The organism is Aquabacterium sp. (assembly GCF_004297345.1).
In the GTDB taxonomy this organism is placed as follows: domain Bacteria; phylum Pseudomonadota; class Gammaproteobacteria; order Burkholderiales; family Burkholderiaceae_C; genus Aquabacterium.
The window spans coordinates 15,481-38,806 of sequence record NZ_SCTN01000387.1 but is presented as its reverse complement, the minus strand read 5'-3'; the positions used below and the strand labels follow the sequence as shown (position 1 = coordinate 38,806).

General features: G+C 63.5%; 22 protein-coding genes. 7 read left to right on the top strand and 15 right to left on the bottom strand.

The genetic code is table 11. From position 1 onward, the window contains the following. Window positions 1-1,680, top strand: a 1,680-nt coding sequence (locus tag EPO09_RS14860) for a hypothetical protein (protein ID WP_290644105.1), incomplete at its 5' end; no start/stop codon positions are given. A 28-nt stretch (window positions 1,681-1,708) separates the two neighbouring features. Here EPO09_RS14860 and EPO09_RS14855 read toward each other — a convergent pair. Next, the gene (locus EPO09_RS14855; protein WP_290644104.1) at window positions 1,709-3,373 is read right to left on the bottom strand and encodes an FAD-dependent oxidoreductase; all 1,665 of its coding nucleotides are present in this window, start codon (window positions 3,371-3,373) and stop codon (window positions 1,709-1,711) included. Between the two features lie 216 nt (window positions 3,374-3,589). On the opposite strand from EPO09_RS14855, the gene EPO09_RS14850 reads away from it, so the two are divergent. Both EPO09_RS14850 and trmL read left to right on the top strand, forming a co-directional pair. Continuing rightward, entirely contained in the window at window positions 3,590-5,218 is a 1,629-nt protein-coding gene (locus EPO09_RS14850) for an HDOD domain-containing protein (RefSeq protein WP_290644103.1), read from the top strand. Window positions 5,219-5,244: 26 nt separating this feature from the next. Beyond that, a complete protein-coding gene (trmL, locus tag EPO09_RS14845; protein ID WP_290644102.1) occupies window positions 5,245-5,715 on the top strand; it encodes a tRNA (uridine(34)/cytosine(34)/5-carboxymethylaminomethyluridine(34)-2'-O)-methyltransferase TrmL in 471 nt (156 codons plus the stop codon). A gap of 625 nt (window positions 5,716-6,340) precedes the next feature. Here the strand turns inward: trmL and EPO09_RS14840 are convergent. Both EPO09_RS14840 and secB read right to left on the bottom strand, forming a co-directional pair. Continuing rightward, window positions 6,341-7,366 (bottom strand): NAD(P)H-dependent glycerol-3-phosphate dehydrogenase, encoded by a 1,026-nt coding sequence (locus EPO09_RS14840; RefSeq protein WP_290644101.1) that lies wholly within the window; start codon window positions 7,364-7,366, stop codon window positions 6,341-6,343. 1 nt (window position 7,367) lies between these two features. Beyond that, on the bottom strand, window positions 7,368-7,826 hold the full coding sequence (secB, locus tag EPO09_RS14835) for a protein-export chaperone SecB (protein WP_290644100.1): 459 nt from the start codon (window positions 7,824-7,826) through the stop codon (window positions 7,368-7,370). Between the two features lie 265 nt (window positions 7,827-8,091). On the opposite strand from secB, the gene EPO09_RS14830 reads away from it, so the two are divergent. Next, window positions 8,092-8,457: a hypothetical protein gene (locus tag EPO09_RS14830; protein ID WP_290644099.1), complete on the top strand. Its 366-nt coding sequence runs from the start codon at window positions 8,092-8,094 to the stop codon at window positions 8,455-8,457. Further along, window positions 8,457-9,266: a hypothetical protein gene (locus EPO09_RS14825; protein ID WP_290644098.1), complete on the top strand. Its 810-nt coding sequence runs from the start codon at window positions 8,457-8,459 to the stop codon at window positions 9,264-9,266. Before EPO09_RS14830 ends, EPO09_RS14825 begins: the two co-directional genes overlap by 1 nt. Here EPO09_RS14825 and grxC read toward each other — a convergent pair. Both grxC and EPO09_RS14815 read right to left on the bottom strand, forming a co-directional pair. After that, the gene (gene grxC, locus EPO09_RS14820; protein ID WP_290644097.1) at window positions 9,252-9,512 is read right to left on the bottom strand and encodes a glutaredoxin 3; all 261 of its coding nucleotides are present in this window, start codon (window positions 9,510-9,512) and stop codon (window positions 9,252-9,254) included. The two genes, EPO09_RS14825 and grxC, sit on opposite strands and share 15 nt — an antisense overlap. 135 nt (window positions 9,513-9,647) lie before the next feature. After that, window positions 9,648-10,064 carry a rhodanese-like domain-containing protein gene (locus tag EPO09_RS14815; RefSeq protein ID WP_290644096.1) on the bottom strand — a complete coding sequence of 139 codons (417 nt, stop codon included), beginning with the start codon at window positions 10,062-10,064 and terminating at the stop codon, window positions 9,648-9,650. Between the two features lie 153 nt (window positions 10,065-10,217). Between EPO09_RS14815 and gpmA the strand changes: the two genes are divergently transcribed. Beyond that, window positions 10,218-10,961, top strand: coding sequence for a 2,3-diphosphoglycerate-dependent phosphoglycerate mutase (gpmA, locus tag EPO09_RS14810; RefSeq protein WP_290644095.1), 744 nt, complete (start codon window positions 10,218-10,220; stop codon window positions 10,959-10,961). On the opposite strand, the gene EPO09_RS14805 is transcribed toward gpmA, so the two are convergent. The 9 genes from EPO09_RS14805 to EPO09_RS14765 all read right to left on the bottom strand — a co-directional run bounded on the left by EPO09_RS14805 (window position 10,962) and on the right by EPO09_RS14765 (window position 19,639). Beyond that, on the bottom strand, window positions 10,962-11,945 hold the full coding sequence (locus EPO09_RS14805) for an endonuclease/exonuclease/phosphatase family protein (protein WP_290644094.1): 984 nt from the start codon (window positions 11,943-11,945) through the stop codon (window positions 10,962-10,964). Window positions 11,946-12,131: 186 nt separating this feature from the next. Then, window positions 12,132-13,037, bottom strand: a complete 906-nt coding sequence (locus EPO09_RS14800; RefSeq protein ID WP_290644093.1) for a carbohydrate kinase family protein — start codon at window positions 13,035-13,037, stop codon at window positions 12,132-12,134. Between the two features lie 25 nt (window positions 13,038-13,062). Beyond that, entirely contained in the window at window positions 13,063-14,790 is a 1,728-nt protein-coding gene (locus EPO09_RS14795) for a DUF3426 domain-containing protein (protein ID WP_290644092.1), read from the bottom strand. Between the two features lie 33 nt (window positions 14,791-14,823). Continuing rightward, window positions 14,824-15,756 carry a 50S ribosomal protein L11 methyltransferase gene (prmA, locus tag EPO09_RS14790; protein WP_290644106.1) on the bottom strand — a complete coding sequence of 311 codons (933 nt, stop codon included), beginning with the start codon at window positions 15,754-15,756 and terminating at the stop codon, window positions 14,824-14,826. 25 nt (window positions 15,757-15,781) lie between these two features. After that, window positions 15,782-17,131 carry an acetyl-CoA carboxylase biotin carboxylase subunit gene (gene accC, locus EPO09_RS14785; protein ID WP_290644091.1) on the bottom strand — a complete coding sequence of 450 codons (1,350 nt, stop codon included), beginning with the start codon at window positions 17,129-17,131 and terminating at the stop codon, window positions 15,782-15,784. A gap of 15 nt (window positions 17,132-17,146) precedes the next feature. Further along, window positions 17,147-17,611 carry an acetyl-CoA carboxylase biotin carboxyl carrier protein gene (accB, locus tag EPO09_RS14780; RefSeq protein ID WP_290644090.1) on the bottom strand — a complete coding sequence of 155 codons (465 nt, stop codon included), beginning with the start codon at window positions 17,609-17,611 and terminating at the stop codon, window positions 17,147-17,149. 82 nt (window positions 17,612-17,693) lie between these two features. Beyond that, complete coding sequence (gene aroQ / locus EPO09_RS14775) at window positions 17,694-18,155, bottom strand: type II 3-dehydroquinate dehydratase (protein WP_290644089.1); 462 nt, start codon at window positions 18,153-18,155, stop codon at window positions 17,694-17,696. Window positions 18,156-18,326: 171 nt separating this feature from the next. After that, a complete protein-coding gene (locus EPO09_RS14770) occupies window positions 18,327-18,950 on the bottom strand; it encodes a TlpA disulfide reductase family protein (protein WP_290644088.1) in 624 nt (207 codons plus the stop codon). An 89-nt stretch (window positions 18,951-19,039) separates the two neighbouring features. After that, window positions 19,040-19,639, bottom strand: a complete 600-nt coding sequence (locus tag EPO09_RS14765) for a hypothetical protein (protein WP_290644087.1) — start codon at window positions 19,637-19,639, stop codon at window positions 19,040-19,042. Between the two features lie 111 nt (window positions 19,640-19,750). Between EPO09_RS14765 and EPO09_RS14760 the strand changes: the two genes are divergently transcribed. After that, complete coding sequence (locus EPO09_RS14760; RefSeq protein ID WP_290644086.1) at window positions 19,751-20,917, top strand: CBS domain-containing protein; 1,167 nt, start codon at window positions 19,751-19,753, stop codon at window positions 20,915-20,917. A gap of 30 nt (window positions 20,918-20,947) precedes the next feature. Here the strand turns inward: EPO09_RS14760 and EPO09_RS14755 are convergent, their stop codons facing one another. Further along, complete coding sequence (locus tag EPO09_RS14755) at window positions 20,948-23,173, bottom strand: molybdopterin-dependent oxidoreductase (protein WP_290644085.1); 2,226 nt, start codon at window positions 23,171-23,173, stop codon at window positions 20,948-20,950. Window positions 23,174-23,326: the final 153 nt, after the last annotated feature.

Here is a 23,326-nt window from a genome sequence, read left to right as displayed (position 1 = left end):
CAACTGCCCGACAATTTCCAGCATTTGCTGCAAGTGCGATTGGATGAGGTGTCGCCGCAGGATCGTCATGCTTTGCGCTTGGCGGCGGTGCTGGGCCAGTCCTTCAGTACGGCAGACATCCATGCCTTGATGCCTGCGCCAGGCTATCAACTGGATGTCTTGGTGCAGCACTGTCTTCTGCGCCACCTGGAGCGCCATCTGGATGGCGATCGCTTCGATTTCCTGCATGCCTTGATTCGCCAGGGCATCTATGAGGCCTTGCCTGTTCGGCAGCGCGAGGCCATGCATGTGCAGGTTGCGCAGCACTTTGAATCAAGCGATGCGGTGTTGGCAGCCCAGCATTTGCACAAAGCCAGGCAGCCACATGCGCCTGTGGCTTTGTTGGCTGCAGCCAGAACGCGTCACGAAGACTTTGATCATGAGGCAGCTTTGTCCTTGCTGCTTATGTATGGTGGCATCGACTATGCCTCGCGTGATGAACATGCTCACGCCATGATGCTGGGTGATGTGCATGCCAAGATGGGCAGCATGCCGCAGGCGCGTGAAGCATATGAGCGCGCTGTAGCGCACGCGCCGGACGAGGTGTCGCGGCTGAAAGCCAAGGTCGCATTGGCCAGCGTGCTCAATGTGCTGGAAGAGTTGGTGGCCGAAGAAGCCTTGATCGACGAGGCTTTGCCGCAAGCGAAGGCGGCAGATGCTCTGGCTCAACTGGCGGCCTTGCACTATCTCAAGGGCAATCTGTACTTTCCGCGTGGCGATGTGGCGCGCAGCCGCATGCACCACGGCCTGGCCATGGATGTGGCCCAACAGGCGGGAGCTGCGCGTCTGCAAGCCCAGGCGCTCAGCGGGCTGGGTGACTCCTTCTACGCGGAAGGCCTGATGCACACGGCGAACGATCACTTCGTGCGCTGCCTGCGCTTGTGTGATGAGCACAGTTTGCGGGATATCGAAGCCTCCAACCGCTTCATGCTGGCGACCACGCAGATCTACCTGTGCCAGACGCCTCAGGCGCTGATGGAGGCGGTGGCCTCCGCTGTGCTGGCCCGTCGCGTGGGCAATCGGCGGGCGGAGTTGGTGTCGCGCTTGACGGCCAGTTGGATCGAGCTGGGTTGTGGGCGGCCTCAGGAAGCGCTCTTTCATATCAACGAAGGGCTGATGATCTGCCGCGCCATGGGGGCCATGCGCTTCGAACCCTTCTTGCAAGAGGCCCAGGCCCGTGCCTTGTATGCCTCAGGTGACGAGGTGCAGGCTCAGCGTGTCATTCAACTGGCGCTGGATGGCGTGGAGCGACTGAAACTGCATGCCTTCATTGGGCCGTGGGTCATGGGAACCTGGGCTTTGCTGCACAGCCAGGATGAGCGCGCCATGATCATGATCGAGCGCGCACAGGCCCAGATTGAGCGCGGCTGCGTGGCCCACAACGTGTACCGCTTCCACGCCAGTGCGATGGAGGTGTGCATGCTGCGTGGCCAGCACGACGCGGCGCGCCGTCTGGGTGAAAACTGGTTGCAAAGCACAGGGCGTGAGCCAACGCCCTGGGTGCGTTTGCTGCATGACTTCATGCACAGGTGCCAGGATCTGGACGCTTTGCCGCACCCTGATGACCCTGCCTGGATGGCACTGCGTGAGCAGCAAATACTGCATGTGCTGCTCAAGTTGCCACGTGTGTTGTTGCGGTGAAGTCTGGCGTGATGCGGGCGTGAGCCCTTCAAGCAGCCTGGTGCCGGTTGATGTAGCGCTGAGCCCATTGCGTCAGCAGTTGGGATTGCGCCAGGCACTGCTCATGCAAGCCTGCGCCGTTCGTCCAGCCGCCGCCAAAGAACAAGGGCATCAGTGGGCGCTGGGCGTTGTCTTCATTGATGGCCTGCATGCGTGATTGCGCATCGATGCAATTCACGTTCAGGACGTTGTGTTTGAACAATGCCCAGGCCTTGCCCGCCAGATGGGCATGCGTCGCACCCAGTTCGTGGCTGTAGCCCGTCTGAGGGTGATGTGCCGGGGCATGACTTTGGGCCAGGTGGGGCAGTGCGTCTCGCAGGTTTTGGGGCACTTCGTCGCCATTCAATCGGGTCAGCACGGCGTTGGCCTGTACCTGTTTGAGGTCGGGCAACAAGGACGTGAAGAACATGGGCAGTCCGATGTGGTCCAGCGATGGGGTGAGCGGGTCGTTCTGGTGGAAGTTCTCCACGTAGCTCATCCGATAAGGCTGTACCTGCTGAGCCGGTGAATGCACCAGCACGTTGTAGGTGCGCCAGACATTGCGGTTGCGCGGCAGCAGTCGGTCGTCGGTGTGGCACACGCCGTAACTGCGTGTGTAGCGCACCTGGTGCAGTGTGGCCTGGATGGCGTGCGCCGTGTCGGTAGGGATGCCCTTGAACTCCAGCGCATGCAGGGCGTCGTCCGCGTGCAGTGCCATCAGCACCAGGTCCACGTGTTCGGGCGGTGCATCAGAGGGCGTGACCACGGCGCTGGCCGGCGAAATCGTCACCTTCACGGGTGCACCCATGTGGTGGCGTACCTTGACCTTGTCCGTGCTGTGCTGTTCCATCCAGCGGGCCAGCGCTTGCAGCCAGTGCTGTGAGCCGTATTCGAAGTAGCGGCGATCTGGTGTCACGCCGCCTTCCTGCACGCGGTAGTACTGAAAGGGCGACTGCAAAGGCATGCCGCCGGGGCCGGTCTCGTTGTCCGTGAAGTACATGGCCGAGATGCGCGGGTAGTAGATCTCGTCGCGGATGCGTGCGATGCGCGCCGGGATGGCCGGATCACCCCAGTTGATCTGGATCTGGAGGCGGCGTGCCGTGGCCGCCAGCATGCCTTCAGGATTGGCGATGCAGCTGTCGAAGTAGTGCGCGACCGTGTAGCTCACTGGAACGGGGGGCGGGCCGCCTGCGGGCGGTGCCACCAGGTCGATCGCATGCTGGTGAACCACCGCGATCAATTTGCTCAATTCGCCCCCATCGGTCTGGGCGAGGTTGAAGCGCGCGTCAGACACGCCGTTGTACAGGGCCGCGTCGTCCGTGAGGTATTCGTTGCCATCGGCGGTGAAGTAGCTGGTGGTGTCCTGCAGCGGCTTCATGTGCTGGAGGTAGCCGATGTCCTTCATCAAGGCGGCCAGCTTGACGTAGGTTGCCAGGTTCACATCGTTGACGCCCAGATCGGCCCAGCGGATGAAGGCCCGCTCAGGCTGACCCTGCCCGTTCTGCAGGGTCCCCAGTTTGACGACCACGGTATCCGCGTTGCCGCCAAACTGGGGTTTGCGTTCGTAGACGGTGATGTCCAGGGCCTGCCCGCTGCTCAGCGCCTGCTGCTGAAGGTAGTAGGCTGCGGACAGGCCCGAGACGCCGCCGCCGATGATGGCAATGTGGAAACTCATGCAGATGGCTCCTGATGACTTTGCTTGGTGATGGGTACTGGCGCCCAGTCTAGGAGGCCTGCCCATACGCATCGGTATCACTTCGGTATCTTCTGACCCCTGGGAATGCCCCGATATGGCGCGCATTTATGAGGAACTGAGGCCGGAAAACCGGGCGAATCCCATTTTCAATGGACGGGATTTGGGGCCCAATGAGGGACGAGGACAAGAGCCACCATGCCCGACTCAAACCAGACACCTGCCGCTTCAGACATCGACGATGCCGAGTTGACACTCGAGTATTTGTTGCGCCGAATGCGCTTCAAAAGCGATTTCCCGGCGCTATCGACGTCGGTATCGCGGGTGCAGGCGCTGTCCAACTCCGAGACGGACAGCATGCAGTCCTTGTGCGACGAGGTGCTGCAAGATGTGGCGCTCACGCAGAAATTGCTGCGCGTGGTCAACACGGCTCACTTTCGGCGCGCCGGGACGGACCCGATCAGCACCGTGTCCCGCGCAGTCGCCTTGATTGGCGCAGGCGGCGTGCGCAATATGGCGCTGTCGCTGATGCTGCTCGATCACATGCAGGACAAGGCGCATGCCCAGCAGTTGAAGGTGGAGTTTCTGCGCACGGTCATGGCCGGCACCCTGGCCAGTGAACTGAGCCGCACGACCAAGGAGGCCGAAGACGCCTACCTGGGCGCGCTGTTCCGTAATCTGGGCCGCATGCTGGTGTCCTACTACCTGCCCGACGATGCCGAGCAGATCCGCCTGATCATGGCCGGCAAGGACGGTGCCCCGCCCATGACCGAGGTTCAAGCTGCCGAGAAGGTGCTGGGCGTGCCGCTGGACAAGCTGGCCGACAAGGTCGGCAAGATGTGGGGCCTGCCTGATGGCCTGAGGGCTTGCATGGGCTCTCCGGGCGCGAATGTACCCAAGCAGTCACTGGCTGCGCGGCCTGAGCGTGTGTGGTGGATGGCGAGCCTGGCCAACGCGGCGGCCGACAGCATGCTGGAGGCCGAACCGGGCGAATTGGGCGATCTGCTCACCAATCTGTCGACCACCTATGGCAAGGCGCTGGACCTGTCGCCCCATGCCTTGCAGGACGCGGCCAGTCGCGCGCGCAAGCGCCTGACCGAGCTGACCCACGCCTTGAACATGAGCGTGCCGGCCACGTCGCCCGCCGACAAGCTGCTGGATCACTACTACGTCGATGCCCCCAACGCCGCGCAAACCGGTGGCCCCAGTGCTCAGGATCTGGGGCTGGAGTTGAGCCCTGCCGATGGCGCGTTGACCGCCGAGATGCCCTTGCCCGATCAGGAGGTGGCCAATGTGCTGACCAACGGCATCCAGGACATCACCAACACCTTGCTGGAGTCTTTCAAGCTCAACGACGTGCTGCACATGATCCTGGAGACCATGCTGCGCGCCTTGAACTGCCGCCGCGTCATCTTCTGCTTGCGTGATGCCAAGACGGGCGCCTTGTTGGGGCGCATGGGCATTGGCGAGCAGGTGGATGTGGTCAAGGCGGCATTTCGTATCCCCTTGGTGATACCTGCTGGCGCGACGCCGGATCTGTTCTCCATCGTTTGCCTGAAGAACGCCGACATGCTGATCGCCGACGCCGCTGCGCCGACCATCGTGGGTCGTCTGCCGACCTGGTTCCGTGATCAGGTTCAGGCCCCGACCTTCCTGCTGCTGCCCCTGGTGATGAAGCGCAAGGGCCAGCCTGACATCGTGCTGGGCATGATCTACGCCGACAAGGGCAAGGCCAACAGCCTTCAGGTCAACGAGAAGGAACTCTCGCTGCTGCGCACGCTGCGCAATCAGGCCGTGATGGCCTTCAAGCAGACCACGGGCGGCTGAGCGCGGGCAGGGGATAATGCGCCCCCATGTTTCGCATCGTCCTCGTTGAACCTGAAATCCCGCCCAACACGGGCAATGTGATCCGGCTGGCGGCCAATACCGGCTGCGAGCTGCATCTGATCGAGCCCTTGGGTTTCTCGATGGATGACAAGCTGCTGCGCCGCGCGGGCCTGGATTATCACGAGTACGCTGACGTGCGTCGCCACGCCAATTGGGCGGCCTTCATCGAGGCCATGCAGCCTGATCCGAAGAGGATGTTTGCCTTCACCACGCGGGGCAGCCGTCCTTTCAACGAAGTGCAATGGCAGCCTGGAGACTGGTTCGTGTTCGGCTGTGAGACGCGTGGCCTGGATCCGGCTTTGCGTGAGACCTTTGACACGGCGCAGCGGGTGCGTTTGCCCATGCGTGCTGATCAACGCAGCTTGAACTTGAGCAACGCCGTGGCCGTGGCGGTGTTCGAGGCCTGGCGGCAGAACGGGTACGCGGGCGGGGCTTGAACGGTGCTTTGCTCCTGGTCGATTCTTGCGTCGGCTTGAGCGCTTTGACCTTGCAGCGCGGGCGCGGCCGAGGGGGCATGCGTCCGGGCGTCATGTTGGCGGTCCCGCTATGCGGGACTGCTCTACGGTGCTCGTCCAGCTCAGGTGGCTGCGCAACTCTGCCTGCGGCCTCAAACATGCTCGCCATCCCCTTGCTTGCAGCAAGGGGCAAACCTGAGCCTCCCTGCGCGCCTTCGACGCCAACAAGGCGCCCAGCCGCATGCCCCCTCAGCCTTGTTTCGCCCCGCTGGTGGACCAGCCAGAACAAGCAGCCTGTGCATGCGATGAGCGAGGCGGAAAAGGGCTGAGCCGGACTTTGGCCGGGCGCCTTGTTGACGCCGAGAAGCGCAGTGGGGAAGTGGGCACGCGCAGCGTGCTTCGTTCATCTGACTCGCCGGAGCTGTTTGACCGGAGTGGTCGTCAGACCACGCAGGGAGTTCTCTGGCGCCACTTCCTCGCGAGCATCGCAGGGCAGTCCCGCTTGCAAAGCGGGACCGTCAACAATGAAGCCTGGCCGAAGTCTGGTTCAGACCCCGCCTCGCGTTGCAACGAAAAAGCGAGACCAAGGTGGCAGTACGCCAGACAATCAGCCTTCAGCCTTGGCCTCACGCCGCATCAGTGCCCCGACAGCCTCGGCAGGTGTCAAACGCCCATCCAGCACAGCCACCACGGCTTCCGTGATCGGCATGGCAACGCCCAGCGTCTGCGCGCGTTGCCACACCGTGGCCGCGCTGTAGACACCTTCGGCCACATGCCCCAGGTCGAGCAGGATCTGATCCAGCTTCTTGCCCGTGGCCAGTTGCAAGCCCACCGTGCGGTTGCGCGACAGGTTGCCCGTGGCCGTCAGCACCAGATCGCCCAGGCCTGACAAGCCCATGAAGGTGTCTGGCCTGGCGCCCAGTGCCACACCCAGGCGGGTCATCTCCGCCAGGCCACGCGTGATCAGCGCGGCGCGGGCGTTGAGGCCCAGGTTCATGCCATCGACGATGCCGGTGGCAATGGCCAGCACGTTCTTGACGGCGCCACCCACTTCCACGCCGACCGGATCGGTCGAGGTGTAGACGCGCAGGCTGTCACTGTGGAAGGCTGCCACGGCCTGCTCGGCCAGGGCCTGATCGGTGCTGGCCGCAACCAGGGCGGTCGGCTGGCCCAGCGCCACTTCATTGGCAAAGCTGGGCCCCGACAGGATGCCGCTGCGCGCATGCGGGCGCAGCGCCTGGGCGATTTCATGACCCAATCGCCCCGTGCCTTTTTCGAAGCCCTTGCACAGCCACAGCGTGGCCACGTCGTCAGGCAGGCTTTGCAGCATGCTGCCCAGCGCCGCCATGGGTGTGCCGATGATGATCAGCCCGCCATTGGCGCGCGCGTGCGCCACCGCCTCATCCAGATCATGGCTGAGTTGCAGCGCTTCAGGGAAGCTCGCGTCGGGCAGGTAGCGGGTATTGCAGCGGCTTGAGCGCATGTCTGCGACCTGCGCGGCGTCCCGCGCCCACAGCATCACCTGTGGGTTGTGGCGGGACGCGCTGATCGCCAGCGCTGTGCCCCAGGCTCCCGCGCCCAATACCGTGAGGTTGCGCGTGGCGAGCCCAGTCGTGACGTCGGTGTCGGCCAATTCAGGCTTGGGGTGCTTGACCGTTGGCGGCAGCTTGTTGCAGCTGCGATTCGTACATGGCCTGGAAGTTCACTTCGGTCAGGTGCACGGGTGGGAAGCCGGTGCGGTTGAGCACGTCGGCCACAGTGGCGCGCAGGTAGGGGTACACGATCTGTGGGCAGGCGATGGCGATGATCGGCTGCATCTGTTCTTGAGGCACGTTCTTGATTTCGAACAGGCCGGCTTGCTTGGCTTCGACCAGGAACAGCACCTTGTCGTTGACCTTGGCGGTCACGGTGGCAGTCACGGCCACTTCGTACAGGCCATCGACCACGGGTTCGGCATGCAGGTTCAGTTGCACGTCAACTTGAGGCTGACCTTGTTCCAGCAGGATGGCCGGTGCGTTAGGCAGCTCCAGCGACAGGTCCTTGAGGTAAATGCGCTGAATGGAGAAAGACGGTTGTGCGGCTTGGTCGGTCATGACAGATTTTCCTAGGTTGGTTTGATGTTGCAGGCCGGGCGCGGTATTTGCGCAAGAAGTCCAAGCCAGAAAGACAATCGGGCTGGATTATGAACCAGCCCGATGACGCGGCTGTCACACAGCGCTCAGGGTTTGCGCCCGATCAGGTGCTTCGTGTCGCGCCAGGCGCAACGCAAGGGGGGCGATATGGCAGGTTAGGGGGTAGCGCACCTGTTTTACATGGTGATACGCTGAATTGAATGGTGTCCGTGGCAACCCGATTGGCTTGAATTTCTTTCAGCTGGGTGGACACCGTCAAAAGGGGATGATCATGAAAAAGATACTGATCCAAGTCCTTGGCGCTGCCTTGCTCTGTCATCCGGTCTACGGCCTGGCAGCTGCGCCCGAGGCCAAGGCGGCCTGCGATGCAGACTCCGGCAGTGGGCAATATGCGATCAATTGCGCGGTGGGTGCAGGCGTTGGCGCTGTGGCGCTGCCGGTTGCCGGGGCCGTGCTGGGGTGTGCCGTTGGCATCCTGTCGAAATGGGGGATGAGCCTGTTTTCGAGCAGCCCGGCGGCCCAATGCCCAATTCCTGCCGGTGGCGGTGTAGCGCCGGAATCAACACTTGTATTGCCGGGCAAGGTGCAGTGATGAAAGTCTGGGATCGCTTTGCGGACTACGTGGTCATCGGGGCGCTATTTTGGTTTTCATTGCTCGCGTTGGCGTTCGTGGTCGATATCCATGTGCCATCCGATCAGTTTGGCACAACGCCCTTGCTGATTCACTGGAAGATGCAGTTTGACGCGCGCTTGTTGATAGCTGATAAGGCGCAGGCGTATGCCGGCATGGGCCAATTGCTGTCTGCCATGGGTGCCATGGGCGTGCTGGCAACAGGCATCATCATCGACATGATCAGTACCTTGATGTCCACGCTATATGAAGCGATGTACCTCATTCGTTGCTTGAGATCATCCCAGGGGCCCATACTCGCAGACGCATTTCAAGCCGAAGGTGATACCGATGGCCGTGAAGCTGTTCAACGCATGGGTGCTGTCAATTGGGTCGGGCTGCTGGTGCACGGATGGACGCGCATCAGAGGCGAGTACATCAAGTTGTTTGCGCTGATCCTCATTCTGAGTCTCAAGTCCGCGCAAGGCGCCAGACTGGATTGCCTGAACGAGCGCCTCACGTTTCATCGGATGGGGCGGGCCCTGCTGGGCGTCTTCTCCATGCTGGCGCTGGTGCTGACCCTGGTACTGCCGCGGCAAGACGTGCTGCATCAGCAAGGTGTCTTGTTGTTCATCTACCTGATGACGGGCGTGGGTCTGTTGTTCGCCATGACGCAGTACGCCCGTCTCATCAACACCATGATGGCGGTCATTCGCCTTGCTGAAAGGCCCTCACCCTCAGTGGCGTCAGACAGTGCTGATGCCGCACGGGCCTGGTCACGCGCCGCTTAGCAAGGGCAGCAGCCCCCCGCGCTTGTCCAGGTCCATCAGGTCGTCGCAGCCGCCCACGTGGGTGTCGCCGATGAAGATCTGCGGCACGGTTCGTCGACCCGTGATGGTCATCATGTGCTCACGCTGCCCAGGATCCAGGTCAATCCGGATTTCTTCGATTTGCTCGACGCCGCGCTGCTTGAGCAGGCTCTTGGCCCGGATGCAGTAGGGGCAGACCTGGGTGGTGTACATCTTGACTGCTTGCATGATCGAACGACAGCAGGGAACCGCTGGGGGTATGAGTGACGATGTGCATATTGTCGCCGTTTCGATATGCCCGCCTGATTCATGGGGACTAGCGGTGACAAGTCACACGCCAGTGCCCCGCCCGCGTGTCTCGGTTCAGGCTTTGTCGATCGGCAGGTTGGCTTCGCGCCAGGCCTTCAGGCCACCACCCAGCGATTGGGCGTTTTCATAGCCCATGGCCTTGAGTTGGGTCACAGCTTTGGCTGAGCGCACGCCGGCCGCACACACGACGACCAGGGGCAACTTCTTGTTGCCGGGCAGTCCCTTGCCGTTGGCGATTTCGCCCAGCGGGATGTTCTTGGCGCCGGCCACGTGGGCTGCGGCAAATTCGGCCGGTTCGCACACATCAATGACCTGCGCGCGCTCCTTGTTGATCAACTGCACGGCCAGGGCCGGGCTCAGGCCACCGGTGGTGCCGCCTTCCTTGATCTGTTGCCACAGCAGCAGCGCGCCGGATGCCCCCGCTGCAACCATCCAGTACCAGTTGTTGGCGATGTAGCTCGTGGAAGTCATGCAAAAAACTCTCTTTGTGTGCAGGTTGTCCTGCTGGGGGCGGGAGGCGTCCCTCGAACCAGGGTGGGCCGGGGCAGACAGGGATTATAAAATCCCGGGTTCAGTCGGTCGCGCAGGCCGACATCACATTCTCACCAGATTGGGATCGATCACATGTACAAGCTCGTGCTGATTCGCCACGGCGAATCGACCTGGAACCTGGAAAACCGCTTCACCGGCTGGGTTGACGTTGACCTGACGCCCACCGGCGTGTCGCAAGCCATCTCGGCTGGCCAGTTGCTCAAGGCTGAAGGCTACGAGTTCGACGTGGCCTATACCTCGGTGCTCAAGCGCGCCATCCACACGCTGAACTACTGCCTCGATGCGATGGACCGCATCTGGTTGCCCGTGGTCAAGAGCTGGCGTCTCAACGAGCGCCACTACGGTGGCCTGCAAGGCTTGAACAAGGCTGAGACCGCCCAGAAGCACGGCGACGAGCAGGTGCTGGTGTGGCGCCGCAGCTATGACACGCCGCCACCTGAACTGGCCGCCAACGACCCCATGGGCCAACGCCAGGACCTGCGCTACGCCGGCCTGCCTGCCGACCAGATCCCGCTGACCGAGTGCCTCAAGGACACAGTGGCCCGCGTGCTGCCTTACTGGAACGAAGAGATCGCCCCGGCCATCAAGTCCGGCAAGCGCGTGGTGATCGCCGCCCACGGCAACTCGATCCGCGCCCTGGTCAAGTACCTGGACAACATCGGTGATGCCGACATCGTGGGCCTGAACATCCCCAACGGCATCCCGCTGGTGTACGAGCTCGACGAGAATCTCAAGCCCATCAAGCACTACTACCTGGGTGATGCCGAAGCTGCTGCCAAGGCGGCTGCGGCTGTGGCCACGCAGGGCAAGGCCTGATCAGGGCGTGAGGCCCCACACCACTGGGCAATGGTCGGATAGTTCCCGGCCATGGTCCTGTGGGTTGAACGACAGGCGCGCAAAGCGCCTGTTTTTATTGGCGCTGGCCAGTTTCTGGTCGATGAGGATGTCGTCGATATAGGCCTTGTGGTGGTCGTCGGCATCGCAGGGTACATAGGCTTCGCCCTGGGTGGCGCGCAGCAGGACGGCGCCGGGTGGGTTGTTGTCGCTCCAGGCCTGCATCAGGTTGATGGGTGCGGCTTCATCCGGGCCTGCGGGGTAGCGTTCGTCCTTGTCCAGGTGGCGGTTGAAGTCGCCCAGCACGGCAAAGGGCTTGCCCTCGCGCACGCGCTGGTCGATCCACGCCTCCACCACGGGCGCTTGCTGGCGCAGGCGTTCGCAAGGCGAGAAGTGCCGGTCCAGGCGGCCGTCGAAGCAGCCGCTTTTGAGGTGCACCGCCAGCAGGCGAACTTCGTTGCGCGAGCCCGGATAGAGCGTGATGTCGGCGCCGGCACGGGTGCTGCCATCGACATCCAGCGCACTCAGATCGCCATTGCAGTGGTAGGGCAGGCCTTCGCGGATGGCGAAGCCCACCTTCTGTGGGTGCGCACGGTTCACGAAACAGTCGAGCTTCCAGCCCTTGTTGAACACCATGCGCGCCGCATCCGGGCCATCGACTTCCTGCAAGCCCACGACGTCGGCTTGCTGTTCATCGCGCAACTGATTGGCGGTGTGCGCCAAGGCGTCGAAATCGGCCTGGGTACGAGTGGGTGGCTGCGGTTTGCCTGGGGTGCAGGGGAACGCGTGTTCGTTGCTGGCGGGCTGTTTGCTCATGCAGCGCGGCGCCAGTTCATCGTGCGTACGCGGCGTCATCAGCCAGTCCATGTTCCAGGTGGCCAGGGTGAGCCCATCCTTGGGTTGCGCGGAAGGGCTGCCAAACCAGCCTGCCAACGAGGGTGTGGCATGCAGTGCGGCCAGCAGCATTGCGCAGGCGAGCAGGGCACTGCGGGGCGTGAAGGCCGGCCTGTTCAGGGCGACAGTTGAGGCTGTTGATGACAATGGAGGGCTCCGCTGCTGGATGTATTTTTGTTGGATGTCCAACGCAGCAGCGGGGCCGGGCGCCGACACCCTGTCGGTCGGCTGTGTGACAGGGTGTGACGCAGGCTGTGCTTACACGCCCAGGGTGGCGCGATCCAGCGTGTAGTTCTGCGGGCCCGCAGCGGCGATCTTGATGGCGCCGATCTGGTTGGCCAGCGTGACCGACTTGACCAGATCCCAGCCATTGACCAGTCCGTACAGCAGGCCGCCACGGAAGGCGTCGCCACAACCGGTGGGGTCGATCACGGCCGCGGCCTTGACGCCGGGCACGTGGGTCTTCTCGCCTTGCACATAGACGTTGCAGCCGTCGGCGCCCAGGGTTTCGATCAGGCCCTTGAGGTGCGATTTGGACAGATCGGCCAGGCTGGTGCCGGTACGGTCGGCCAGCATCTTGGCTTCGTAGTCATTGACGGCCACCCAGGTGGCTTGCGAGATGAAGCGCTTGAGGTCGTCGCCGTCGAACATGGGCAGGCCCTGTCCCGGATCGAAGATGAAAGGGATGTTGGCCGCCTTGAGTTGCTCGGCGTGCTGGATCATGGCGTCACGGCCGTCCGGGGCGACGATGGCCAGCTTGATGCCGGCATTGGCCTCGATGCGCTGGATGTGGGCCTGGCCCATGGCGCCGGGGTGGAAGGCGGTGATCTGGTTGTTGTCCTGATCCGTGATGATGATGGCCTGGGCGGTGTAGTCGTTGTCCACGGTGTGGACGTACTTCAGGCTCACGCCCATCTGCTCCAGATGGTTGCGGTACAGCGCGCCATCCTTGCCCAGGGTGGCCATGACCAGGGGCTCGCCGCCCAGTTGCTTCAAGCTGTAGGCGATGTTGCCGGCGCAGCCGCCGAATTCCTTGCGCAGCGTGGGCACCAGGAAGGACACGTTGAGGATGTGCACCTGCTCGGGCAGGATCTGCTGGGCAAATCGGCCGGGGAAGGTCGTGATGGTGTCGAAGGCCAGAGAGCCGCAGATCAGAACAGACATGGTGATCCTCGGGAGGTGATGTCAATCAGGGGTAGAACAGCTCGGCGGTGTAGCCGGCTGGGTGAAGGTCAGTGGCCTTGATGCGCCATTGCAGCGTGGTGCTGCGCTGGCTCGGGGCCGCTGTGGGGACGCTGGCTGCCATGCTGGCCGCCTTGGCGGCATCGGCTGCATTGGCTTTGGGGTCAGCTGTATCGAGCCATTGCGCGTCGTTGGGGGAGAACACGCGGCGCGCGATCACGGCGCCGTTGTCGTCGGTCAGAGTCAGGTCCACATGTGGCCAGGCCAGGTCGATGCCGGCCTGGTTGCGTACGACCACCGTGAGGCGGTAGCTGTCGGGGCCTTCGGAGCTGGTGCGCACGAGTTCGAGGTTATCGACCTGCAGGGCTTCCAGGCGCAGGGGGGGGGCCAGCTTGCAGCCGGCCATCTCGCACCATTGCGCGAGCAGCGGGCGGCTGGCCGGGTGCCAGGCGGCGATCAGGTCGCGGAACTGGTGCACGAGTTGCAGGCTCAGGGTGGCCGCCAGCGTCAAGGCCATCAAGGAGAGCACGCCACGCATGGCCGGGTGACGCCAGAAGGCCTTGCGTTGTGCACGCTTGAGGAACTCTGGTGGCTGGTCGGCTTTGTCTCGGCCGCGTGTACCGGGTTTGCCTGGCCGCTCGCTGGGCGGCAGCATGGCCAGCTCGGGTTCGAAGTCCGATGCGAAGCGCGAAGGCAGGGTGGGAATGTCGTCTGGCGAAGCGGCGGCGGGCATGGCCAAAGGCGCAGCTTGAGCCGACTCAGTGACACGCAAAGCAGCCGTCGATACAGGTGCAGGGGCCTGATTGAGGCGCTTGACGGGGGCTGGCGCAGGCTCTGGGGTTGCTGCGTCAGCGTCCAGTGCAGATGGACCGAAATCCGAGGCCCAGTCTTCCTCTGCGTCGATCATGGCGTCGCTTGGGAACTGGGCATCAGCGAACTCGGGACCGGAGTCACGACGGTGCGGTGCACGGCGCTCGCGCTCGTTGGGCATCAGGTAGCGGGAGTCGAGCGCGTCGGCCTCGTCGGTGCTTGGCACGTCGTCGGGGGGCTCGTCCATCCAGGGCTGATGGGCTGGCTCGACTGGCTCAGGCGGTTCGGCGTAGACGGGTTCTTGCTGATGCCGCTGTGGCGTCGCCGGCATCGGGATGCGGCCACCGGACGTGGCGGCCAGCACCACTTCCAGCGGCGTGTTGTCGTCCACGGCGATGGAAGTGTCGAGCTCGAAGTCGGTGGTGCCTTCAATGGGCGTGGGATCGAGCGCGAGGTCGTCTTCGTCCAGCGTGTGCTTGGGTGCTTGAGTTTGCGGCTCCGCTGGCAGTGCGGAAGAGGCGAAATCAGCCGGTTGGGTGCGCGCCCATGCGCCGGGAGGCTGAGAGTCGATACCCAGGTTCAGCTCGTCGTCCGACAGTACGCTTTGTTTTGCCAGCCCTGCAGACTCGTCGGCATAGTGGCCCGTGTCAGGTGTGGGTTCGGGCGGTGCCCAGTCCACCCGAGGCTCGGGCTGTTGAGGCGGCTGTACAGCCGCAGGTGCGTCAGCTGGTGAGGGCCCTGGGATGGCCGCTGTGTGCGCAGGCCGTGGCGGAGGCGGGTCCTTGTCGAGGTCAAACAGCGCCGGCAGCGCGTTGAACACCTCGTTGCAACGGCCGCAACGCACCCAGCCTTCCGAGACCTTCAATTGGTCTTGGACGACCTTGAAGATCGTGCCGCAGTGGGTGCATCGGGTGGCCAGGCTCATAGGGCCCTATTTATGCCATTGATTTGTCACGAATCAGGCGGCTTTCTGCGCCGTCATCAGAATCCAGCCCTCTTCTTCGTTGGCGACCTGCAACTGAAGGCCCACTTCGGCGTAGGCGTCCTTCAATTCCTGCTCCTGGCGGGCCAGGATGCCAGCGAGCACGAGGTGGCCGCCAGGGGCGACATGGCCGGCCAGCAGCGGGGCCAGCATCTTCAGGGGCGTGGCCAGGATGTTGGCCAGCACGACGGGGTAGCTCGCCTTGGCTTCGCCTACCAGATCGGGCAGGCCCGCGTTGATGGGCAGCTTGCCGTCGGCCGCTTTCAGATGCGCCAGATTGGCTTCGGCGTTGGCGTTGGTGGATTCGACCGCAGCCGGGTCGATGTCAACCGCGTCCACGATGCCCGATCCATGCAGCGCGGCGCCAATGGCCAGGATGCCCGAGCCGCAGCCGTAGTCCAGCACGCGCTGAGCCGCGTAGGCAGACGCGTTTTGAGCGATCCACTTCAGGCACATGCGGGTGGTGGGGTGGGTGCCGGTACCGAAGGCCAGGCCGGGGTCCAGGCGCATCACGGTCTTGGCTGCCGCAGGCACCTCATGCCAGGTTGGCACGATGTAGAAGCTGTCGGTGATGGGCACGGGCTGGAACTGGGATTGCGTCAGGCGCACCCAGTCTTGCTCGTCAACCGGCTGAATGCCTTGCACATGGATGTCGTCGGCCCAGTCCTGCGCGAGGATCAGGGTGGCGGCCTCCAGGGCTTCGGCTTCGCTGGGGAACAGGCTCTTGATGGTCGAGCGTTGCCAGGCTTCGCGGGCCACCGGCATGCCGGGCTCACCCCACAGGGCTTCTTCGTGTTCCGTGTCGGCATCGGCGTCTTCAACCGATACGGACAAGGCGTCGATCTCCATGAGCGCGTCGCTCAGGTTTTCGACTTCGGCCTCTTTGGCCAGCAGGGTGAGTTCAAACAAGGGCATGTCAGTGGCCTGGTCGGGCTCAGCGCTTGCGCGCGGCCATCCAGCTCTCAAGGTAATGGATGTCGGTGCCGCCTTCAACGAACTTGGCGTCCACCATCAGCTCGCGGTGCAGCGGGATGTTGGTGTGGATGCCTTCAACGACTGTCTCCGACAGGGCTGTGCGCATGCGGGCCAGGGCCTGCTCGCGGGTGTCGCCGTGCACGATGATCTTGCCGATCATGGAGTCGTAGTTCGGGGGCACGAAGTAGTTCGTGTAGATGTGCGAGTCCACGCGCACACCGGGGCCGCCGGGGGCGTGCCAGGTGGTGATGCGGCCGGGCGAAGGGATGAACTTGACCGGGTCTTCCGCGTTGATGCGGCACTCGATGGCATGGCCGCGCAACTCGATCTGGCGTTGCGTGAAGGGCAGCTTTTCGTTGGCCGCCACACGGATCTGCATCTGCACGATGTCGATGCCGCTGGTCATCTCGGTGACCGGGTGCTCCACCTGCACGCGGGTGTTCATCTCGATGAAGTAGAACTCGCCGTTCTCGTACAGGAACTCGAAGGTACCCGCGCCACGGTAGCCGATCTTCTTGCAGGCTGCTGCGCAACGCTCGCCCACCTTCTCGATGGCGCGGCGGGGGATGCCCGGTGCCGGCGCTTCTTCGATGATTTTCTGGTGGCGGCGCTGCATGGAGCAATCGCGCTCGCCCAGCCAGACGGCGTTCTTGTGCTGGTCGGCCAGGATCTGGATCTCGATGTGACGAGGATGCTCCAGGAACTTCTCCATGTAGACCTCGGGATTACCGAAAGCAGCACCTGCTTCGGCCTTCGTGGTCTGCACGGCATGGATCAGCGCCGCTTCGGTGTGCACCACGCGCATGCCACGGCCACCGCCGCCGCCTGCGGCCTTGATGATGACCGGGTAGCCCACGCTGCGGGCGATCTTGATGATTTCCTTGGGATCGTCAGGCAGGGCGCCTTCAGAGCCGGGCACGCAAGGCACGCCAGACTTGATCATGGCCTGCTTGGCCGAGACCTTGTCGCCCATGATGCGGATGGATTCGGGCGTCGGGCCGATGAAGGTGAAGCCCGATTGCTCCACGCGCTCGGCGAAGTCGGCGTTCTCGGACAGGAAGCCGTAGCCGGGGTGGATGGCCTCGGCATCGGTCACTTCAGCGGCCGAGATGATGGCCGGCATGTGCAGGTAGCTTTGTGCCGAAGGGGCGGGGCCAATGCACACGGCCTCGTCGGCCAGCTTGACGTACTTGGCGTCGCGGTCGGCTTCGGAATAAACCACCACCGACTGGATGCCCATCTCACGGCACGCGCGCTGAATGCGCAGGGCGATTTCGCCTCGGTTGGCGATCAGGATTTTCTTGAACATGGCGAAGCCTCCGCCTTATTCAACGATGAACAGAGGCTGGCCGTATTCAACTGGCTGGCCGTTTTCGACCAGGATCTTGGTGATGGTGCCGTCCTGGTCTGCCTCGATCTCGTTCATGATCTTCATGGCTTCGATGATGCAGACGGGCTGGCCGGCCTTGACCACATCGCCCACTTCGGCGAAGGCCTTGGCACCCGGGCTGGACGCGCGGTAGAAGGTGCCCACCATGGGCGACTTCACCACATGGCCGGTTTCTTCCGCAGGAGCAGCTTCAGCGGCAGGCGCCGTGGGGGCGGCAGTTGCGGCCGGCATGGCGGCGGCAACAGGTGCCATTTGCTGAACCATGGGGCCGGCCATGACCACGGGGGCGGCGCCAGCCTTGACGATGCGGACTTTGCCGTCAGCTTCCGTGATTTCGAGTTCGGAAACGTTGGACTCGGACACGAGGTCGATCAGGGTCTTGAGTTTGCGCAGGTCCATGTTGTGGTTCTCCAGGAATGCGTTGAGAGCGGGTGACGCTCAGAAGTGGTGCGGATGATGACGGGCCGGGATGTTGGCCAGTTCAGCCGCGAGAGGTGGCTGCTGGCGGGGCGCCCAACTTGTCGAGGGCGGCTTCCAGTGCCAGTCGGTAGCCCGCTGCCCCCAGCCCCACGATCACGCCTTCGGCGATGTCGGAGAAATAGCTGTGGTGGCGGAAGGGCTCCCGCTTGTGGACGTTGGACAGATGCACTTCAATGAATGGCACGGCGACGCCGGCCAGTGCATCTCGCAGGGCCACACTGGTGTGGGTGTAGGCCCCGGGGTTGATGACGATGAAGCGGGTGCCATCGGTGCGTGCGGCATGCACGCGGTCGATCAGCGCCCCTTCATGGTTGCTCTGAAAGGCCGACAGGCTGGCGCCGCGCAAGGCGGCGTAGTCGACCAGACCGGTGTTGATCTGCTCCAGGGTGGTGGCGCCGTAGACCTCTGGCTCGCGGGTGCCGAGCAGGTTCAGATTGGGGCCATGGAGGACGAGAATCTGCATGCGTCTTTGGTTCGCCGGCCTGTGCGATCGTGACATCGCGCGTGCAAGCTGGACCAAGAAAATGAAAGTAGGCGGATTTTAGACGCAAATGGATGCAAATCCGCTATTTCATTGAAATCTGTCCGGTTTGCTTGGCCTGGCTCAAGTTCGCCCCAGATGCCAGCCTCAGGCTCAGCCAATCTGGCGCGCCCAGGTGGCCAGCTCCTCAAAGTGCGTCGCGCCCATCTTGCGGTGCCGCACTTTGCCTTTGGCGTCGATCATCACCGAAAACGGCAACCCGCCCGATTCGTTGCCCAGTGCCTGGGCGAGTTCGGTGCCGCCGAATCCGGCCAGCCCGAGGTCGAATCCTACCGCGACTTTGGTCAGAAATTCCTTCACGGGCGTCGGGCCGTCGATCGCCAGGCCGATCACCGCCCAGCCTTTGGGGGTGAATTCACGGTGGAAATGGTCCAGCTCGGGCATTTCCTTGACGCAGGGCGGGCACCAGGTCGCCCAGAAATTGATGAGCGTGGGCTTGCCTTGGGCCTTGGCCAGGCTCAGTTGCCCGCCCTTGGGCGTGTCGAACTGCTGTTGCCAGAACGCGGCGGTGAGCTGGTCGGTCTGGATCAGCGGGGCACTGGCGCTGGGGGCTGTCGTGTCGGGTGCGGATGCCGGGGCGGCGCTAGCCTGGTCCGTCGTGACGGCAGCGCCATGGCGCTTGAGCCCGAACCAGACGCCGCCCGCTGTGGCGCTCAAGCCGGCCAGCAGGAGCAGCGCGCGGCCCCCGGCAACGCCGGCCTGGCGACGGCTGATCAAGGCGGGCGGGGTCGGGCGGGGAAGCTTATTTGGCATGGCGTACGGTGAGGCAGGGGCAAAGGCGTGATCTGAATGGGAGACTCAGCCAATCAGGCTGGCTCAGCCTCGCTCAGCAATTTGCGCAGCGCCGTGAGATCGCCACGTTCGGTGCGACCGCGCGCATCGGGTTTGAGCGCACCGCGCAGATCGTCGGCATCCAGGATGGTCAGGTGCAGCCCAATGCCTTCTTGGAGCGCGCTGCAAGGAATGGTCAGGCTGAGTCGGTCAACAGGCTGGCCGCGCGGGCCAGGCGCGCTGCCCACGTCGTAGTCGATGCCCTGGTTGAGCAGGGCGATCTCGGTGGATTTGCTGTCGTCGCAATAGAGCTGGAGGTGGATATCGCTGAGCCGTGTGGCCGTGCCGCGCCAGACCGCGCCGCACAGATGGGGGCGGAACTCGGCCAGGCGAGCCATCCACTCGGCGGCCAGTTCACGCAACGCGCGCAATTCTTCGGGCTGGGTCTCGGCGCAGAACAGGGCCAGGTACTCGAAGACAGCCTCTTCCACCTGGGTGTTGTCGGGCAAGTCGCCTCGACCGGTGAGGCCCAGCTGTTTGGCTGCCCGGCGTTTGGCAGGGCCGTATTCCATGCCCTCTTCGACCACGATGCGAGCGGCGGTAGCGGCGATTTCGTCTGAGGCAAGCGATGACATGGCGGTGGGCAAGACGGTGTGGCCGCCATCGTAGCGGATGAGGCACGGGGCAGCGTCGGGCTCGGGTTGATGCCCTCCAGGCGCAGGCGGTTTTTGCACAACAATGGTGCAATGCATTGGAACCTGCCTGAGCGCGTTCGCCATCTGCTGCTGGCCGATACGCCCTCCATGTCGCGTGCCGAGCGTTTGCGTTCGGCCTTGGGTGCTGCGCTGGCCATCGCGGCCTGTGCCTGGGCCCTGGCCTTGATCCCGGCTTCCGCCTATTGGTTGATCGCCCCGTTAGGGGCCAGTGCGGTGATCCTGTTTGCCTTGTCGCACAGCCCTTTGGCGCAACCCTGGCCGGTGGTGGGGGCGTATGCCAGTGCCACGGCGGCGGCTTTGGTGTGCCTGTCTTGGGTGCCGCATCCTTTTGCCTCGGCGGCCTTGTCGGTGGGGCTGACAGTCTGGTTGATGGCGCGCTTCAACTGCATTCACCCGCCCGGTGGCGCGTTGGCGCTGATGCTCGTGCATGAATATCACGGTGCGCATGCCGACATCCCTCACGTCCTCATGCTGGTGGCGGCCAATGTGCTGTGCCTGCTGCTGGCGGCGCTGATCATCAACAACGGGGTCTTGCGTCGTCGCTACCCGCATCGCGCAGAAGCCCCCTTGCGCAATCGGCATCAGACGGCTGATGAGGTGCCTTTGAATAGATCCGGTTTGAATCACGCGGATCTGGCGCATGCGGTGCGCAAGCTGGGCAGCTTCGTTGACGTCAAAAGCGACGATCTGGTCCAGCTGTACAACGCGGCCTCGGCGCACGCCTTTGATCGGCACATGGGGCAGACCTGCGGCGACATCATGTCCAAAGATGTGGTGACCGTGGCGTTCGCGACGGATCTGGATGAAGCCTGGAACCTGCTGCGGCGCCACAAGATCAAGACCCTGCCGGTGGTGGACAAGTTCAGCCGCCTGGTGGGGGTGCTGTCGGTGGCCGATTACCTGCGGCAAGTGGACGATGTCACCTCAGCCGGTCTGGCCGTGACCTTGCAAGGTTTGCTGAAACGCACGCCCGGCGACTATTCCAGCAAGGCTGAGGTGGTAGGGCAGATCATGACCTCAGCCGTGATCTGCGTGACGCCCCAGACGCCGTTGTCGGATCTGGTTCAGCAGTTGTCACGACACGGCTTGCACCACATGCCGGTGGTGGATGAGTCGCGCCGGGTGGTGGGCATCGTGACCCACTCCGACGTGACGGCGGCGCTTTATCGGCGCCTTCTGGCTGTTCGTCAGGATTGATCGGCAGGGAAGCGGATCAGCGCCATGCGCTCAAGCCGCCTCAATCCAGACGGGCACGGCACTGAACGCCGCATTGGCGCTGATGCGTTCGGTCAGCCGGTCATCGGTGAGGTCGTTGATGCTGGCGCCTGCATGGGCTTGCGCCACCTTCATGTCGATGCCGGCACGGTCGTGCCCCCAGCCATGCGGCAGGCTGACCACGCCGGGGCGGATGTCTTCGGTGACGTGCACCGGCACGCGCACCTGGCCTACGCGGGAGGCGACGGTTACGGTCTGGCCGTCTTGCAGATGCTGGGCGTTGGCATCGCTCGGGTGGATCCACAAGGTGCAGCGAGGTTTGCCCGATACCAGGCGCTCGCTGTTGTGCATCCACGAGTTGTTGCTGCGCACGTCGCGTCGGCCGATCAGCTTGAGAATGGGACGACCGCCTGCTGATGTGGTGGGCGTTTGGTTGGCAGCATCACCAGCCGCGAAGAGTGCAGTCAGATTGGGCAGTTCCTGGCGGATGGACAAGGGCAACAGGTCGATACGTCTGCCGCGTTTTTGCAAGCCGGCGACCAGCGAGGGACGCAATGGCCCCAGGTCTACCCCTTGTGGATGCGCCAGCAGTTGCTTGAAGCTCAGGCCCTTCTTGGCGCGGTTCAAGCCAATGGCCAGCAGGCGCTTGGGCGGCAGGCTGCCCATGATGCCGCGTGTGAGCATTCCGGTCAGGCGCTGGCGGGTGCCGGCTCGCTCCAGCGACCAGATGCGGCGGGCATAACGCTTCGCCAGCTCGGTGTAGATCTGCCAGTCGTGCAGTGCGCCATCGCCGGGAGCCACCACGGCTTCGCTGTAGCGCGCGATGTTGCGCACAGCCAGATGCAGGAAGACCAGGTCGTAGTGATCGTGTTCGACGCCGCAGGTGGGCGGCAGGATCACGTTGGCGTGTCGCGTGGTTTCGTTCAGGTAGAAGTCGATCGAGACCATGAAGTCCAGCCCGCGCAAGGCCTCGTCCAACTGTCGCCCATTGGGTGTGGACAGCACGGGATTGCCGCAGGAGGTGATCAGTGCACGCATCTGGCCCTTGCCCGGCGTCAGCATCTCTTCGGCCATCACGGACACGGGCAGCTCGCCTCCGAACTCGGGCGCGCCGCGCACACGGCTGCGCCATACATCGAAGTGGCCTGCGCTCATCAGTTTGGTCTGAATCAGATCGATGGCGGGGCTGGTCAGCAAGGCGCCGCCTTCTCGGTCCACATTGCCGGTCAGCAGGTTGATGACCTGGATCGCCCATTGGCAGATGACGCCGTGCGCTTGCGTGGACAGGCCCATGCGGCCATACACGACAGCGCCATCGGCCTGCGCCAGTTCGCGTGTCAGGCGGCGTGTGGTGGCGGCATCAATGCCGGTATGCGCGGCCATCGATTCGGGGCGGAACGGTGCAACGACATCCCGCACGGCCTTGATGTTGTCCAGCAAGGGCTCCAGGTGCTTGGGCTGCACCAGCTCTTCATCAAACAAGGTATGGATGACGGACAGCAACCAGGCGGCATCGGTGCCGGGATCGATGAAGTGGTGTTCATCGGCCACGGCGGCCGTTTCGGTACGGCGGGGGTCGATCACGACAAGCTTGCCGCCACGTTGGCGCAAGGCCGTGAAGCGCGCACGCACATCAGGTACGGTCATCAGGCTGCCGTTGGAGGCCAGCGGGTTGCCGCCCAGGATCAGCATGAAGCGCGTGTGGTCCACGTCTGGAATCGGGATGGCCAGTTGGTGCCCGTAAAGCCAGTGCGAGACCAGGTGATGCGGCAGTTGATCGACCGAGGTGGCAGAAAAGCGGCTGCGTGTTTTCAACTGGCCGAAGAACATCGGGCCGTGCGTGATGTTGCCCCAGTTGTGCACGCTGGGGTTGCCTTGGTAGACAGCCACGGCGTTGCTGCCGTGTTGTTCGCGTACGCGTGCCAAGCCTTCCACGACCAGATCAAAGGCTTCGTCCCAGGTGATGGTCTGCCAGCGCGTTTGTCCGTTTTCAACGATGCGCTTGATGGGCTGGCGCAGGCGGTCCGGGTCTTCGTGCAGATCCTTCAGGGCCACGGCCTTGGGGCAGATGTGGCCACGCGAGAGCGGGTCGGCATCGTTGCCCTTGATCGAGATGATCCGCTTGCCTTGAACCTGGAAGGTCAGGCCACAGATGGCTTCGCACAGATTGCACACGCCGTGGCGCGTTTCGACGGGAGCGTCGGGGCTGGAGGCGTGGGCAGCGTGAGCGTTCGACATGGCGGCCATGAGGAAGTGGGGAAGGCTGTGATGCTAGCGGATATGGGGTTTTCTTGCCGGGAGGGCTCGAGGTCCATGGCCATGGACGCTGCGTGCAGATGCGATTCCTTACATTCTCCACCCATCGTGGTGGGCACCTTGGCGGTCTGAGTG

Coding starts and splice junctions, on each gene's coding strand:
- EPO09_RS14755 (WP_290644085.1), bottom strand. CDS start 23,173: ATGTCGAACGCTCACGCTGCCCACGCCTCCAGCCCCGACGCTCCCGTC.
- grxC (WP_290644097.1), bottom strand. CDS start 9,512: ATGCAAGCAGTCAAGATGTACACCACCCAGGTCTGCCCCTACTGCATC.
- EPO09_RS14800 (WP_290644093.1), bottom strand. CDS start 13,037: ATGTCTGTTCTGATCTGCGGCTCTCTGGCCTTCGACACCATCACGACC.
- gpmA (WP_290644095.1), top strand. CDS start 10,218: ATGTACAAGCTCGTGCTGATTCGCCACGGCGAATCGACCTGGAACCTG.
- EPO09_RS14850 (WP_290644103.1), top strand. CDS start 3,590: ATGCCCGACTCAAACCAGACACCTGCCGCTTCAGACATCGACGATGCC.
- EPO09_RS14825 (WP_290644098.1), top strand. CDS start 8,457: ATGAAAGTCTGGGATCGCTTTGCGGACTACGTGGTCATCGGGGCGCTA.
- aroQ (WP_290644089.1), bottom strand. CDS start 18,155: ATGCAGATTCTCGTCCTCCATGGCCCCAATCTGAACCTGCTCGGCACC.
- EPO09_RS14795 (WP_290644092.1), bottom strand. CDS start 14,790: ATGAGCCTGGCCACCCGATGCACCCACTGCGGCACGATCTTCAAGGTC.
- EPO09_RS14815 (WP_290644096.1), bottom strand. CDS start 10,064: ATGACTTCCACGAGCTACATCGCCAACAACTGGTACTGGATGGTTGCA.
- accC (WP_290644091.1), bottom strand. CDS start 17,131: ATGTTCAAGAAAATCCTGATCGCCAACCGAGGCGAAATCGCCCTGCGC.
- EPO09_RS14805 (WP_290644094.1), bottom strand. CDS start 11,945: ATGCTGCTGGCCGCACTGCATGCCACACCCTCGTTGGCAGGCTGGTTT.
- EPO09_RS14855 (WP_290644104.1), bottom strand. CDS start 3,373: ATGAGTTTCCACATTGCCATCATCGGCGGCGGCGTCTCGGGCCTGTCC.
- EPO09_RS14765 (WP_290644087.1), bottom strand. CDS start 19,639: ATGTCATCGCTTGCCTCAGACGAAATCGCCGCTACCGCCGCTCGCATC.
- EPO09_RS14760 (WP_290644086.1), top strand. CDS start 19,751: ATGCATTGGAACCTGCCTGAGCGCGTTCGCCATCTGCTGCTGGCCGAT.
- secB (WP_290644100.1), bottom strand. CDS start 7,826: ATGACCGACCAAGCCGCACAACCGTCTTTCTCCATTCAGCGCATTTAC.
- trmL (WP_290644102.1), top strand. CDS start 5,245: ATGTTTCGCATCGTCCTCGTTGAACCTGAAATCCCGCCCAACACGGGC.
- accB (WP_290644090.1), bottom strand. CDS start 17,611: ATGGACCTGCGCAAACTCAAGACCCTGATCGACCTCGTGTCCGAGTCC.